At 65.8% G+C, this 14,035-nt stretch carries 14 protein-coding genes; 4 read left to right on the top strand and 10 right to left on the bottom strand.

The features are described 5' to 3' along the window. Positions 1-7: 7 nt before the first annotated feature. On the bottom strand, positions 8-1,162 hold the full coding sequence (locus DKT70_RS09195) for a type III PLP-dependent enzyme (RefSeq protein WP_111558866.1): 1,155 nt from the start codon (positions 1,160-1,162) through the stop codon (positions 8-10). A 258-nt stretch (positions 1,163-1,420) separates the two neighbouring features. On the opposite strand from DKT70_RS09195, the gene DKT70_RS09190 reads away from it, so the two are divergent. Then, positions 1,421-4,282, top strand: coding sequence for a valine--tRNA ligase (locus DKT70_RS09190; RefSeq protein ID WP_111558865.1), 2,862 nt, complete (start codon positions 1,421-1,423; stop codon positions 4,280-4,282). Positions 4,283-4,357: 75 nt separating this feature from the next. Here the strand turns inward: DKT70_RS09190 and DKT70_RS09185 are convergent, their stop codons facing one another. Genes DKT70_RS09185 through DKT70_RS09175 form a run of 3 tightly spaced genes read right to left on the bottom strand, consistent with a single transcriptional unit; the run spans position 4,358 to position 7,148 of the window. After that, positions 4,358-5,461, bottom strand: a complete 1,104-nt coding sequence (locus DKT70_RS09185; protein WP_111558864.1) for a pyridoxal phosphate-dependent aminotransferase — start codon at positions 5,459-5,461, stop codon at positions 4,358-4,360. A gap of 42 nt (positions 5,462-5,503) precedes the next feature. Beyond that, a complete protein-coding gene (locus DKT70_RS09180) occupies positions 5,504-5,740 on the bottom strand; it encodes an Lrp/AsnC ligand binding domain-containing protein (RefSeq protein ID WP_072296492.1) in 237 nt (78 codons plus the stop codon). 31 nt (positions 5,741-5,771) lie between these two features. Next, entirely contained in the window at positions 5,772-7,148 is a 1,377-nt protein-coding gene (locus DKT70_RS09175; RefSeq protein WP_111558863.1) for an MATE family efflux transporter, read from the bottom strand. Between the two features lie 127 nt (positions 7,149-7,275). On the opposite strand from DKT70_RS09175, the gene DKT70_RS09170 reads away from it, so the two are divergent. The 3 genes from DKT70_RS09170 to plsY are packed head-to-tail and all read left to right on the top strand — an operon-like array spanning position 7,276 to position 10,096. Next, on the top strand, positions 7,276-8,235 hold the full coding sequence (locus DKT70_RS09170; RefSeq protein ID WP_111558862.1) for an aspartate carbamoyltransferase catalytic subunit: 960 nt from the start codon (positions 7,276-7,278) through the stop codon (positions 8,233-8,235). Between the two features lie 2 nt (positions 8,236-8,237). Then, a complete protein-coding gene (pyrC, locus tag DKT70_RS09165; RefSeq protein WP_111558861.1) occupies positions 8,238-9,518 on the top strand; it encodes a dihydroorotase in 1,281 nt (426 codons plus the stop codon). Next, positions 9,515-10,096: a glycerol-3-phosphate 1-O-acyltransferase PlsY gene (gene plsY, locus DKT70_RS09160; RefSeq protein ID WP_111558860.1), complete on the top strand. Its 582-nt coding sequence runs from the start codon at positions 9,515-9,517 to the stop codon at positions 10,094-10,096. Before pyrC ends, plsY begins: the two co-directional genes overlap by 4 nt. 3 nt (positions 10,097-10,099) lie before the next feature. On the opposite strand, the gene DKT70_RS09155 is transcribed toward plsY, so the two are convergent. The 6 genes from DKT70_RS09155 to pgsA form a co-directional block, all read right to left on the bottom strand. Continuing rightward, entirely contained in the window at positions 10,100-10,471 is a 372-nt protein-coding gene (locus tag DKT70_RS09155) for a hypothetical protein (protein WP_146612612.1), read from the bottom strand. A gap of 204 nt (positions 10,472-10,675) precedes the next feature. Then, a complete protein-coding gene (locus DKT70_RS09150) occupies positions 10,676-12,046 on the bottom strand; it encodes a glutamate--cysteine ligase (protein WP_111558858.1) in 1,371 nt (456 codons plus the stop codon). 71 nt (positions 12,047-12,117) lie between these two features. Beyond that, entirely contained in the window at positions 12,118-12,609 is a 492-nt protein-coding gene (locus tag DKT70_RS09145; RefSeq protein ID WP_233490509.1) for a hypothetical protein, read from the bottom strand. 68 nt (positions 12,610-12,677) lie between these two features. Beyond that, a complete protein-coding gene (locus DKT70_RS09140; RefSeq protein ID WP_111558857.1) occupies positions 12,678-13,112 on the bottom strand; it encodes a molybdenum cofactor biosynthesis protein MoaE in 435 nt (144 codons plus the stop codon). A gap of 4 nt (positions 13,113-13,116) precedes the next feature. Beyond that, a complete protein-coding gene (gene moaD, locus DKT70_RS09135; protein ID WP_111558856.1) occupies positions 13,117-13,368 on the bottom strand; it encodes a molybdopterin converting factor subunit 1 in 252 nt (83 codons plus the stop codon). Then, complete coding sequence (pgsA, locus tag DKT70_RS09130; protein WP_111558855.1) at positions 13,358-13,990, bottom strand: CDP-diacylglycerol--glycerol-3-phosphate 3-phosphatidyltransferase; 633 nt, start codon at positions 13,988-13,990, stop codon at positions 13,358-13,360. The genes moaD and pgsA overlap by 11 nt, the downstream gene beginning before the upstream one ends. Positions 13,991-14,035 lie beyond the last annotated feature (45 nt).

The following is a 14,035-nucleotide window of genomic DNA, read 5'->3' as shown; positions in this document are numbered from 1 at the left end:
GCAAATGTCAGGACAGTCGCATCACGGTCGCGCGCGTCATGGCCCCAAAACCGTTGAAGCGGGTGTTGGTGACGGTCGAATAGGCACCGGCGCCGTGGAAGATGACGTAATCGCCTTCCTGCGTATCGGCAGGCAGGCCCAGTTCGCCCGGCAGTCGGTCGACGCTGTCGCAGGTCGGGCCGAAGATGACCCGCCCCGAGGCATCGGCCCCGCGCGGATTGCCCTGCGGATCCAGCACCTCGATCCGGTCGATATTGCCGATGATCGGCAGTTCGGCCAAACCGCCATAGACGCCGTCGTTCAGGAAGACGTCGCCGCCGTCGCGGATGCCCTTGACGCGGGTGATCAGCGAAAACGCATCGGCGCAGAGCCCGCGACCCGGTTCGCAGACCAGCGCGGGGGCGTCATTGCCGAACATCTCGGTCGTGGTGTCGCCGATTTCCTGGAAGATCGAGGCCAGATCGGGCTCCACCCCCACCACGCGGTGCGAGGGGAAGCCGCCGCCCACGTTCAGGCGCACGGCCCGCACCCCGGCCTGGTCGCAAATGTCTTTCGCGACGCGGATATAGCTTTCCCAGGCGATCGGGTCGGTACATTGCGTGCCAGGATGGAAGGTCAGCGACGCGACATAACCGCGGCGCGCCACCTCGGACAGCAGCTCGGCGGCCAGTTCCGGGCTGGCGCCGAACTTTGACCCGAAATCATAGGCTGCCCCCAGTACCGGCAGCTTGAACCGGGGCGAGATCTCGACCCCCTGCCCCTCGACATGGGTCGGCAGCTGGTCGAACAGCTTGTCCAGCTCGGACCGGCTGTCCACCGACCAGGACGTGATGCCCTGCTGCACCGCATGGGCGATTTCCGAACGACCGCGCACGGGGTTGTGGTAATGGCGCGCGGCATCGGGGGCCATGCGGCCGATCAGGTCGATCTCGAACGGGGACGCCACGTCAAAGCCCTTGATGCCGGCCGCGACCAGGTTCTGGATGACAACCTCGTCGGGGTTCGACTTGACCGCATAGGTCACCAGGCCCGGAAAGCCGTCGATGAATTGCCGCGCGCGGTCCTGCAGAACCGTCGGCGCGAAGACCATGACCGGATGTTCCGGGGCAAGATGGCGAATGACATCCGCCGGATTGTCCCAGACGGTCTTCTGTTGTCCCATTGCGGTTCCTTTCGCACAGGCAGGCAGTTGCGGATCAGTGATTCAAAACCCTAGGTCGCGCCTTAAGGTTCCGGACCCGTTCTTGCAAAGCCCGAAACGCGCCTTGGCGCAGATGTGACGATGACAATCACGGTGGTTGCCCGAAATCAACAGTTGCAGGTGCCGGGCGGCCGGATTTCGCGCGACCTGCAGGATGGGTTGGACTTGGCCTTTCGCCCCGCATTCGCTAATCCACCCTCAACAAAGGGGATCGCGACGATGACGATGGACAAAAGCTTTGACGCCAAGGCCGCCGAGGCCCGGATCAGCGCCGAATGGGAACGGACGAATGCCTTCGCGGCAGGGGCCAATGCCAAGCGCAGTGAAACCTTCACGGTGATGATCCCGCCCCCCAACGTCACCGGCAGCCTGCATATCGGCCACGCCTTCAACAACACGCTGCAGGATATCCTTGTCCGCTGGCACCGGATGCGCGGTTTCGACACGCTGTGGCAGCCCGGTCAGGACCACGCGGGCATCGCGACCCAGATGGTCGTGGAACGGCAGATGGCGCAGCGCGGCGAACCGGGTCGACGCGAGATCGGCCGCGAGGCCTTCGTTGAAAAGATCTGGGCCTGGAAGCAGGAATCGGGCGACACGATCATCAACCAGCTGAAGCGCCTTGGCGCATCCTGCGACTGGTCGCGCAATGCCTTCACCATGTCGGGTGCGCCGGGCGCGCCTGCCGGTCAGGAGGGCAATTTCCACGATGCGGTGATCCGGGTCTTCGTGGACCTTTATGACAAGGGCATCATCTATCGCGGCAAGCGGCTGGTGAACTGGGACCCGCATTTCGAGACCGCGATCAGCGACTTGGAGGTCGAGAACCGCGAGACCCCCGGCCACATGTGGCATTTCAAGTATCCGCTGGCGGGCGGCGAGACCTATGAATACGTCGAACGTGACGAGGATGGCACCGTCACCCTGCGCGAAACGCGCGACTATATCAGCATCGCCACGACCCGCCCCGAAACCATGCTGGGCGACGGCGCGGTGGCCGTGCATCCGGACGATGCGCGTTACGCCCCCATCGTCGGCAAGCTGGTCGAGATCCCCGTCGGTCCCAAGGAACAGCGCCGCCTGATCCCGATCATCACCGACGAATACCCCGACCCCGATTTCGGATCGGGCGCGGTCAAGATCACCGGCGCGCATGATTTCAACGATTACGGCGTGGCGCAGCGCAACGGCATCCCCATGTATGCGCTGCTGGACACCAAGGGCGCGATGCGCAGCGACGGGCTGTCCTATGCCGAAAGCGCCGCCATCGCATCGCGCGCGGCGCGCGGCGAGGATGTGGGCGACGTAACGGCAGTGAACCTTGTGCCCGACGACCTGCGCGGGTTGGACCGGTTCGAGGCCCGCAAGCGCGTCATCGACCAGATCACCGGCGACGGTCTGGCCGTGACCTATCTGCACAAGGAAATCGACAAGGAAACCGGGGCCGAGCATCTGGAACGCCGCCCGGTCATCGACAACAAACCGATCATGCAGCCCTTCGGCGACCGTTCGGGCGTGGTGATCGAACCGATGCTGACCGACCAGTGGTTCGTCGACACCCAACGCATCGTCGGCCCCGCGCTGGACGCCGTGTGGTCGGGTCGCACGCAGATCCTGCCCGAACAGCACAAGAAGGTCTATTTCAACTGGCTGGAGAACATCGAGCCCTGGACCATCTCGCGCCAGCTGTGGTGGGGCCACCAGATCCCCGTCTGGTACGACGAGGACGGCAACCAGTATTGCGCGCCCACTGAGGCCGAGGCGCAGGCCAAGGCGCCGGGCAAGGTGCTGACCCGCGACCCCGACGTGCTGGACACCTGGTTCAGCAGCGGATTGTGGCCCATCGGCACACTCGGCTGGCCCGAGCCGACCGAGGCGCTGAAGAAGTATTTCCCGACCGACGTGCTGGTCACCGGTTTCGACATTATCTTCTTCTGGGTCGCCCGCATGATGATGATGCAGCTGGAGGTGGTGAAGGACATTCCCTTCCACACCGTCTATGTCCACGGTCTGGTGCGCGACGAAAAGGGCGCCAAGATGTCCAAGTCCAAGGGCAATGTCATCGACCCGCTGACCCTGGTCGATGATTTCGGCGCCGACGCGCTGCGCTTTACCCTGACCGGCATGGCGGCGATGGGCCGCGACCCCAAGCTGGGCCCGAAGCATGTCGAGGTGAACCGCAACTTCGTCACCAAGATCTGGAACGCCACACGTTTCGCGGAAATGAACGGCGTGCGCGGCGGCGCGGCCCGCCCCGCGCCCAGCCACACCGTGAACCGCTGGATCATCGGCGAGACCGCCCGCATACTGATGGCAACCGACGAGGCGCTGGCATCCTATCGCTTCAACGATGCGGCGACGGGGCTTTACGCCTTTGTCTGGGGCAAGGTCTGCGACTGGTATGTGGAATTTGCCAAGCCGCTGTTCGACGGCGAACATGCCGAGGAAACGCGTGCCACGATGGGCTGGGTGCTGGATCAGTGCTATCTGATGCTGCACCCGATCATGCCCTTTGTCACCGAAGAGCTGTGGGCGCTGACCGGCGACCGCAAAGGCATGCTGGTCCACGGCGACTGGCCCGAACTGGGGGCCGATCTGATCGACGCGGATGCGGACTGCCAGATGAACTGGGTCATCGCCCTGATCGAGGCCGTGCGGTCCGCCCGGTCGCAGATGGGCGTTCCCGCGGGGGCGAAGCTGGACCTGGTCGTGACCGAGGCCGACGCCGCCGCCCGAGCAGCCTTGCAAGCCAATGGCCCGCTGATTGAACGCTTGGCGAGGGTCAACACGCCGGTCGATGGCGAGGCAGGCAAGGGCATGATCGCCGTGTCGGCCCAAGGGGCCAGTTTCGCGCTGCCGATCGGCGACGTGATCGACGTGGCGGCCGAGACCGCACGCCTGCAGAAGTCGCAGACGAAATCGGTGAAGGATGCTGAAGGGCTGCGCAAGCGTCTGTCGAACCCCAAATTCGCCGAGAATGCCGAAGCCGAGGTGATCGAGGAAACCCGCGCCAAGCTGGCGGCGCTGGAAGACGACATCGCGCGGCTGGCTGCGGCGCTGGACCAGCTGGCGGCGATGTGATCACAACCTCTTTTGCGGGGCGCCCGTCTTGATGACAGGTGCCTCCGGCGGGGGTATTGGGACAAAAGAGAAGGGCTAGCCGGCTTTCAGGTCGTCCAGCGCCTTTGGCAGGACCACCGACATCAGGTCCAGTTCCTGGGCGGGGCCGCAGCTGATGCGGATGCAGCGGTTCAGGGGCGCGACTCCCGGCATGCGGATGAAGACGCCGCGGTCCTGCAATGCCTTGACCAGATTTGCAGCGTAACTGCCGTCGCGGCCGGTATCCACCGCCACGAAATTGGTCGCCGAGGGCAGTGCCGTCAGCCCGTTCTGGCGGGCGATCTGGCCGATGCGGTCGCGCGCAGTCGCCACCTGATCCTGCACATGGGTCAGCCAATCGGTATCGGCAAGGGCTGCCAAGGCGCCCGCCTGTGCGATGCTGTTCACACCGAAATGGTTGCGGATGCGGTCGAAGCCCGCGATCAGGTCCGGCGCGCCGATGGCATAGCCGATGCGTGCGCCCGCCAGGCCGTAAGCCTTGCTGAAGGTCCGCATGCGAATGACGCGAGGATCGTTGGGGGCGATGTCGGGGATGGCGTCGCGGGGGGCAAATTCCACGTAGGCCTCGTCCAAGACCAGCAGGCAGTCGCGGGGCAGCGCATCCAGCATCGCGGCGATCGTGGGACCCGAATGCCAGCTGCCCATCGGGTTGTCGGGATTGGCCAGATAGACCATCCGCGCGCCCGTCCGGTGGGCCAGGTCGATCAGCGCCTGCGGGTCTTCGCGGTCGTCGCGATAGGGTGCCTTGTGCAGCACACCCGCATAGCCCGTCACGTGATAGTTGAAAGTCGGATAGGCCCCTTCGGATGTCACGACCGCGTCGCCCGGCGCGATCATCAGCCGGACCAGCACGCCCAGCAGCCCGTCGATGCCTTCGCCGATGACGATATTTTCGGGCGCGGCACCCAACCGGGCCGCCAGGGCGTGGCGCAGGTCGTGGCTGGGCGCGTCGCCGTATTTCCAGACCTGCGTTGCGGCATCCTGCATAGCTTGAATGGCGCGGAGGCTGGGGCCGAAGCCGTTTTCATTCGCGCCCAGGCGCGCGCCGAAGGGCTTACCGCGCTGGCGTTCAAGCGTTTCAGGGCCGACGAAGGGAACGGTCGCGGGCAGTGAGGCGGGGATGGTGGCAAATCGGATCATGGTTGATTGATGCCCGCAACCCGCCCCGACCCGCAAGGGGGGTCAGAAGGCCCGGAAGGTCATCGTGGTCAGGGTGCGGCTGATATGGGGAATGTCGAACAGCTTGTCCGACAGGAAGCGGCCCACATCCTGATCCTCGGGGATGTAGACCTTGGCCATCAGGTCGTAATCGCCCGAGGTGGAATAGAGCTCGGACACGATCTCTCGGTCATAGATGGCTTCGGCGACCTGATAGGTCCGGCCGGGCTCGCAGCGGAACTGGACGAAGACGGGGCGCATGATATCCTCCGGTGGGTCGTGTCGCGGCAGGTTAGACCGCGGCGCGCGGCAGGGTCCAGTCCCCCCGCGCATGGCCGCGCCAGAACCGCCACATCAACAGGATCGAGGCCAGCGTCAGCCCCACGCACAGCCCCAGCCACAGCCCCGCGGGCCCGAAGCCCAACGGGAAGGCCAGCAGATAGGCGACCGGCATGCCGACCCCCCAATAGCTGAACCCCGCCATCCACATCGGCACATTCGTGTCATGCACCCCGCGCAGGAAGCCAAGGGCGATGACCTGGAACGCGTCGGTCAGCTGGAACAGCGCCGCATAGAGCAGCAGGCTGGCGCCGATGGTGACGATCAGCGCCGCCTGCGGGTCATCGGGGTCCAGATACATCCGCACCAGCTGATGCCGGAACAGCAGATAGATCGAGATGGCGATGGCCGCGAAGACCAGCGACATCCAGATGACGGTGATGGCGGCATCGCGCATCCAGGCGCGGTCGCCCCGCCCCTTGGCCTGCCCCACCCGCACGGTGGCGGCATTGGACAGCCCCAGATGCGCCATGAAGGTGATCGAGGTGATCTGCAGCGCAATCCCATGGGCGGCCAGCTGTGGGATGCCGATCCAGCCCATCATGATGTTCGAAGCGACGAACAGCCCCCCTTCGGCCACCATGGTGATGCCGATCGGCCAGCCGATGCAGGCGATCTGGGCCATGGCCTGCCAGTCGGGGCGCCAGAAGCGCTGGAACAGGTGGTAATGCCGCGCGATGGGTAGCCAGCGGGCGTAGAGAACCAGCAGCGCCAGCTGGATGATTTGCACGCTGAGGCTGGCGATGGCCGCGCCCTGCACGCCCAGTTCGGGCGCGCCCAGGTTGCCGAAGATCAGCACCCAGTTCAGCGCCACGTTCAGCGGCAGCCCTGCCAGCGTCACCCACATCACCACCTGCGTGCGTTCCAGCGCCGCCAGATAGCTGTTCAGCGTCAGCTGGCCCAACAAGACCCCCAGGCCCCATCCCGCGATGCGCAGGTAATCCTGAGCCAGGGCCGAGACCATGGGCGTCTGGCCCAGCGACAGCAGAATCGGTTCGGAAAACCACATCAGCGGCATGACGGCCAGCGCAAAGCCAGCCGACAGCCACAGGGCCATGCGGGCGCCGCGGCGGACCTCGGTCTGGTTGCCGCTGGCGATATGGCTGGCGATCAGCCCCATCACGCCGGTCCCGAAGCCCATCCCCAGGAAGAACAGGATGTGGAAGAACGACCCCGCGATGATCAGCGCGGCAAGGGGTTCAACCCCGTACCAGCCCACCATGATTGTATCGCCCACGCCGATGGCCATGCGGGCAAGATGGCTGCCGATCAGCGGCAGGCCAAGCGACAGCGTCGCAAGGATATGGGGGCGATAACGGGACATCTGCATGGCTCTGCCAATATCCGCGCGGGGCCAACCGGGCAAGCGATCTTTGCACCACCTGCAATTCCCTGCCCGCTTGCCGCACGGCCCGCCATCTGCGATAGATCGCCCACCCCCGACTGAAAGGCTGAATATGAGCTTTCGCGCCCGTCACCTGCTGGGCATCGACCATCTCAAACCCGCCGAGATCGTGTCGCTGCTGGACCTTGCCCAGGACTATGCCGCGCTGAACCGCAGGACCGTCAAGCATTCCGATGCGCTGGCGGGCATGACCCAGATCAACATGTTCTTCGAGAACTCGACCCGCACCCAGGCCAGCTTCGAACTGGCGGGCAAGCGGCTTGGGGCGGATGTGATGAACATGGCCGTCAGCCAGTCATCGGTGAAGAAGGGCGAGACGCTGATCGACACCGCCCTGACGCTGAACGCGATGCAGCCCGACCTGCTGGTCGTGCGCCACCCCAATTCCGGTGCGGTGAACCTGTTGGCTGAAAAGGTGAATTGCGCCGTCATCAACGCGGGCGACGGGCGGCATGAACACCCGACCCAGGCCCTGCTGGACGCGCTGACCATCCGCCGCGCCAAGGGCCGGCTGCACCGCCTGACCATCGCCATCTGCGGCGACATTGCACACAGCCGCGTGGCGCGGTCGAACCTGATCCTGCTGGGCAAGATGGAAAACCGCATCCGCCTGATCGGGCCCAGAACGCTGATGCCCTCGGGCGCGGCGGATATGGGGGTCGAGTTGTACGAGGACATGCGCGAGGGGCTGAAGGGTGCCGATGTCGTCATGATGCTGCGCCTGCAGCGTGAACGCATGGACGGGGGCTTCATCCCGTCGGAACGCGAATATTACCACCGTTGGGGTCTGGATGCCGAAAAGCTGGCGCTGGCTGCCCCCGATGCCATCGTGATGCACCCGGGGCCAATGAATCGCGGCGTAGAGATCGACGGCACCATTGCCGACGACATCAACCGCAGCGTCATTCAGGACCAGGTCGAGATGGGCGTCGCCGTCCGCATGGCGGCGCTGGACCTGCTGGCACGAAACTTGCGCGCCGAACGCGGCCGCATTGCCGAGGGCGAGGCGTGATCATGGACCAGTTCTTCACCAATGCCCGCCTGATCGACCCTGAAATCCAGACCGACGACATCGGCAGCCTGCTGGTCCGCGATGGCGTCATCGTCGGACGCGGCGGGCCGGGCGATGCCGCACCCGAAGGCGCGACCGTCATCGACTGCAATGGGCGGGCGCTGGCCCCCGGCATCGTCGACTGGGGCGTCAAGATCGGCGAACCCGGCGAACGCCACAAGGAAAGCTTCCGCAGCGCCGGTCTGGCCGCAGCCGCTGGCGGCGTCACGACCATCATCGCCCGCCCCGACACCCTGCCCCCCATCGACACCCCCGAGGCGCTGGAATTCGTCGCCCGCCGTGCTGCGGACGCGCCCGTCAACATCCACCACATGGCCGCCCTGACCAAGTCGCGCGAAGGCCGCGAGATGGTCGAGATCGGCTTTCTGACCGATCTGGGTGCGGTGGCCTTCACCGATGGTGTGCGCGTGGTGCGCGACACCAAGCTGCTGACCCGCTGCATGACCTATGCGCGCGGGTTGAACGCCCTGATCGTCGGCCATCCGCAAGAGGCCGGCCTGTCCGCAGGGGCAGCAGCGACCAGCGGCAAGTTCGCCTCGCTCTATGGCATCCCGGCCGTGTCCCCCATGGCCGAGGTGATGGGTCTTGACCGCGACCTGGCGCTGGTGGCCATGACCGGCTGTCGCTGGCATGCCGATCAGATCACCACGGCGGCGTCGCTGCCGGCGCTGGAACGGGCGCGCAAGGCGGGGATGGACGTGACGGCGGGGATCTCGATCCATCACCTGACGCTGAACGAATTCGACGTCGGCGATTACCGCACCTTCTTCCGCTTCACCCCGCCCCTGCGGTCCGAGGACGACCGTCAGGCAATGGTGCAGGCCGTGGCCGATGGCGTGATCGACGTCATCGCCAGCTTCCACACCCCGCAGGACGAGGAATCCAAGCGCCTGCCCTTCGAGGCCGCCGCCCCCGGCGCCGTCGGGTTGCAGACCCTGCTGCCCGCCGCGCTGCGTCTGTATCATCAGGGCGGGCTGTCCCTGCCGCAGCTGGTCCGCGCCATGTCGCTGAACCCCGCACGCAGGCTGGGCCTGCCCGCGGGCCGCCTGTCCGATGGCGCCCCTGCCGATCTGATCCTGTTCGATCCCGACGCGCCCTTCCTGATGGACCGTTTCGCGCTTTTGTCGAAATCCAAGAACACGCCCTTCGACGGCGCCCGCATGCAGGGTCGCGTGATCGGCACATGGGTGGCGGGCCGCCGCGTCTTCGGAGAAAACACATGACCCTGATCCTGTGGACCCTGTTCGGCTATCTGCTGGGTTCGGTGCCCTTCGGCCTTGTCATCACGAGCGCCCTGGGCCTGGGCGATCTGCGCCAGATCGGATCGGGCAATATCGGCGCGACCAACGTGCTGCGGACCGGAAACAAGCCCGCCGCCTTGGCCACTTTGCTGCTGGACAGCGGCAAGGGGGCGATCGCGGTGCTGCTGGTGCGTCATTTCGCGGGCGACGGCGCGGCGATGCTGGCGGGGGGCGCGGCCTTCCTGGGGCATTGCTTTCCCGTCTGGCTGGGCTTCAAAGGCGGCAAGGGCGTAGCGACCTTTCTGGGGACGGTGCTGGCGCTGCACTGGCCCCTCGGTCTGATCGCCTGCGCGACATGGGCTGCAACAGCGGCCGTCACCCGCATCAGCAGCCTCAGCGCGCTGGTCGCGGCGCTGGCCGTTCCGGTCGTGGCGCTGTTGACGGGACGGGGCGATCTGGTCGCCGTCACCTGCTTCATGACGGCGCTGATCTTCATCCGTCACCACGCCAATATTCGCCGCCTGATGGCCGGGACGGAACCCCGCATCGGCCGCAAATAGGGATCAGCGTTCGGCTACCAGCGACCGTCCTGCGGGCCGGGCGGGCCGGATGGGTGCAGGCTTGGCCGACGCCGGTTGCGGCTGCGGCTCGGCGACATTCGTCGGTGTAAAGGGTGCGGGCGCTTCGGTTGCGGGACCGACGGCGCGCAGTTCACCGCCGCGCAGGGACATGCGGCGCAGCGCCTCGGCGCCTTGACGGGCCGAGGAGGCCATCGAGATCAGCGCAAGGCAGGCCCCCGCCATCAGGATCAGTACCGCCAACCCGACGACGCCCAGAAAGACCGGCAGGGGGGGAACGCCTTCGGCCTGGTTCAACTGGACTGCGATCCCGCCCACCAGCGCCAGGACACCAAGCGCGAAGACTGCGGCGACCAACCGCCCAATCCATTGCATCCCATCTGCGCGCATCGCCTTGCCCCATATCCTGTTGAGATCATCAACCCCACGGGTGCCACCAAGCCGCGGCCGTTTCAAGCCGCGCCCCGCTCACCTTCCCGTGCATCCGACTGCACCGGACCGGCCGCGCGGGGGGTCCGGGGGGCGCAGCGCCCCCGGCCGTCGCGGGACGCAATCAGCGCGTCAGTAGGAATACTCGTCATAGATGCGGGTCAGATCGCCGGCCCATTCGCCACGGTACTTCTCCAGCAGCTCATCCGAAGGCACCTTGCCGCTGTCGACGCTTTCCTTCAGCGCGTTCAGGAAATGCGTCTCATCGGGGACCAGGCCGTCATTGCCGGGGCGGGCGCGGTTCTTCAGGCCCTGCTCGGCGATGGCCAGCAGCTCGCGCGACAGGTCGTGCAGGTTGATCTTGCCCACCTGCCCCTGCAATCCCTCGCGACCTGCAGCGATGCGCAGCCCTTCACGGGTCTCCGCGTCCCAGCCCTTGATCAGGTCCGTCGCCGCATCCAGCGCCTGCTGGTCATAGGTCAGGCCGACCCACAGCGCGGGCAGTGCGCAAAGGCGACGCCACGGGCCGCCATCGGCACCGCGCATCTCGATGTATTTCTTGACTCGGGCTTCCGGGAAGACTGTGGTCATGTGGTCGGCCCAATCCGACAGGGTCGGCACCTCGCCCGGCAGGGCAGGCAGCTGGCCCTTCAGGAAATCGCGGAAGCTCTGGCCAAGCGCGTCGATATATTTCCCATCGCGATAGACGAAATACATCGGCACATCCAAGACGTAATCAACCCAGGCCTCGTATCCGAAACCGTCCTCGAAGACGAAGGGCAGCATGCCGGTCCGCGCCGCATCCAGGTTCTGCCAGATATGGGCGCGCCAGGATTTCATGCCGTTGGGCTTGCCGTCCAGGAAGGGCGAATTGGCAAAAAGCGCGGTGGCCACCGGCTGCAGCGCCAGCGCGACGCGCATCTTCTGGACCATGTCGGCCTCGGATGCGAAATCCAGGTTCACCTGCACGGTGCAGGTCCGGTACATCATCTGCGTGCCCAAGGTGCCCACGCGACCCATATAGTCGGTCATCAGGCGATAGCGGCCCTTGGGCATCATCGGCATCTGATCCTGCCCCCAGATCGGAGCCGCGCCAAGGCCGATGAAGCCCGCGCCGATATCGGCGGCCACGGCCTCGACCTCGGCCAGGTGGCGGTTCACCTCGTCGCAGGTCTGATGGATGGTTTCCAGGGGTGCGCCCGACAGCTCCAGCTGGCCGCCCGGTTCCAGGCTGACATTGGCACCGTCGCGTTCCAGCCCGATCAGGTTTCCGGCTTCCAGCACCGGGGTCCAGTTGAACCGGTCGCGAAGGCCTTCCAGCATCGCCATGATCGAGGCCCGGCCTTCGTAGGGCAGCGGCAGCTTGTTGGCATCGTCATAGCCGAACTTCTCATGCTCGGTGCCGATCCGCCACTGGTCCTTGGGCTTTTCGCCGCTGGCGATATAGGCCGCCAGCTGGTCGCGATGTTCGATGGGGCCTCCGCCCTGTTGTGGAATGGACATGGGTCTGAGGCCTCTCTGGCGTTTACGTGTGGGTCACAGGTGGCAATCGTCACGGGCCGAGTCAAGCCGCCTCAGACCGGCCTCCGCCAAACGGTGCGGATTGCGTCATCCTTGTCGGCCACCTGCGCCAAGGCATGGGAGACCATTCCCATGTCCAGTCCCGGCAACGCGGTGAAGGCATCCGCCAGCGCCGAAGCCCCTGCGGCATCCGCAGGCACCAGCAATGCCTCGGCGCTGATGCTGCGCAGCCGCCAATGGGCACGACCCTCGACCCGCAGCAGGCGGATCTCCGAGAGGTCGCGCAGGGCGATCTCTCCGCCGCGTTCGGTCGCGCCGTAATAGCGGATGGCGCCTTCGACGACCTCGACCACGCCGGGGGCGCCGATGGGGCGGCGGAACGGGCTGCGTCGGAATGCACCGATGGCCAGCACCCCCCCGATCACCATGACGCAGCCGCCGACCAGCGCCAGGAACCAGCCGCCCAGCAGCGCGACATACAATCCCAGAAGGAAGACGGCGGCAAAGACCAGCATCTCGGCCCGGTCACGAACCCATTGGCGCAATTCGGGACGGATGGCGGGATTCCTTGTGGCAGGGGGCGGGATTTTGGGTATTTGGGCAAAGAAGAAATTTACCAGCGGTTCAGCGCATCCTCGTCGCTGGATTTTGCAGTGACCCATGTGGCGGTGCCGTCAGTGGCGATTTCGCGCTTCCAGAAAGGGGCGCGGGATTTTAGCCAATCCATCAGGTAATCCGCGCCCTGAAAGGCCGCGTGGCGGTGTCGGGCCGCGGTGGCGACCATCATGATCGGGTCCCCCACGGGGATGCGCCCATGGCGGTGGATGATGCGCCAGTCGGTCAAATCGAACCGCGCGGCCGCCTGCATGCCGTAATCCTGCAGGGCGCGTTCGGTCATGCCGGGATAATGTTCGATCTCGAGCGCCGCCATCAGGCCGGTATCGTCACGCACCACGCCGGTAAAGGTCACAAGGGCGCCTGCCCGAAGCCCGAAGCCTGCCATTTCGGCGGCAAGGTCGAAGGGGGCGGTCTGGACGCGGGCGGTCATGGGGTCAGCCGCCGGTCATCGGGGGGAAGAAGGCGATTTCACGTGCGGAACCGATGGGGCTCTCCAGATCGGCCAGCTGCTGGTCCACCGCGCAGCGCAGCGAGGCCATGTCGGCAAAGGCCGCCGCATGGCCCTCAGACTGCGCCCTCAATTCGGCGATCAGGTCGCGCACCGTCGCCGCATCGGTGGTGACGGTTTCGCGCGGCTGTCCCACGCGTTCGCGCAGCCAAGCGAAATAGAGGACCTCAAGCGTCATTGGCCGGTTCCCGAAGATAGGGCAGCGCCTTGATGAAATAATCCCAGCCCGTCCAGGCCGTCAGCCCGGCCGCGATCCAGATCAGGATCAGGCCCACATGAGTGGCCAAGGCGTCAAGGCTGGCCGACCAGATGATGCCGGTCTCGCCGACGCGCGGCGACTGGCCTTGGGCGACATAGGACAGGCCTGTGCCCAGGAACAGGACCGCAATGGCAACCATCTGCAGGGTGGTCTTCCACTTGGCCAGATTGGTCACGGCCAGCTTGCGGGACTTGTCGCCTAAAAATTCGCGCAGGCCCGACACGAAGACCTCGCGAAAGAGGATGATGGTCACGGGCAGGATCAGCCAAGGGTTCATGCCCGAATAGCCGGTGATGACGACCAGCGCGATGACGACCATGGCCTTGTCGGCGATGGGGTCCATGGCCGCGCCGAAGCGGCTTTCCTGTTTCCAGGCGCGGGCCAGATAGCCGTCGAACCAGTCGGTGATCGCCGCCAGCAGGAACAGCGTCAGCGCCGCCCAATCCGCCCAAGGGCGTTGGAAATACAGGAACATCAATGGGACGGCCGGGGCCGCGCAAAGACGCAGAAGGGTCAGGATATTGGGAAGGGTCCAGCGCATGACCGCAAGCTAGTCCGTGTCGCGCCGGTTTGAAAGGGGCAAGGC

This window comes from Paracoccus sediminilitoris (assembly GCF_003259195.1).
In the GTDB taxonomy this organism is placed as follows: domain Bacteria; phylum Pseudomonadota; class Alphaproteobacteria; order Rhodobacterales; family Rhodobacteraceae; genus Paracoccus; species Paracoccus sediminilitoris.
This window is presented reverse-complemented; position numbering and strand designations above follow the sequence as displayed.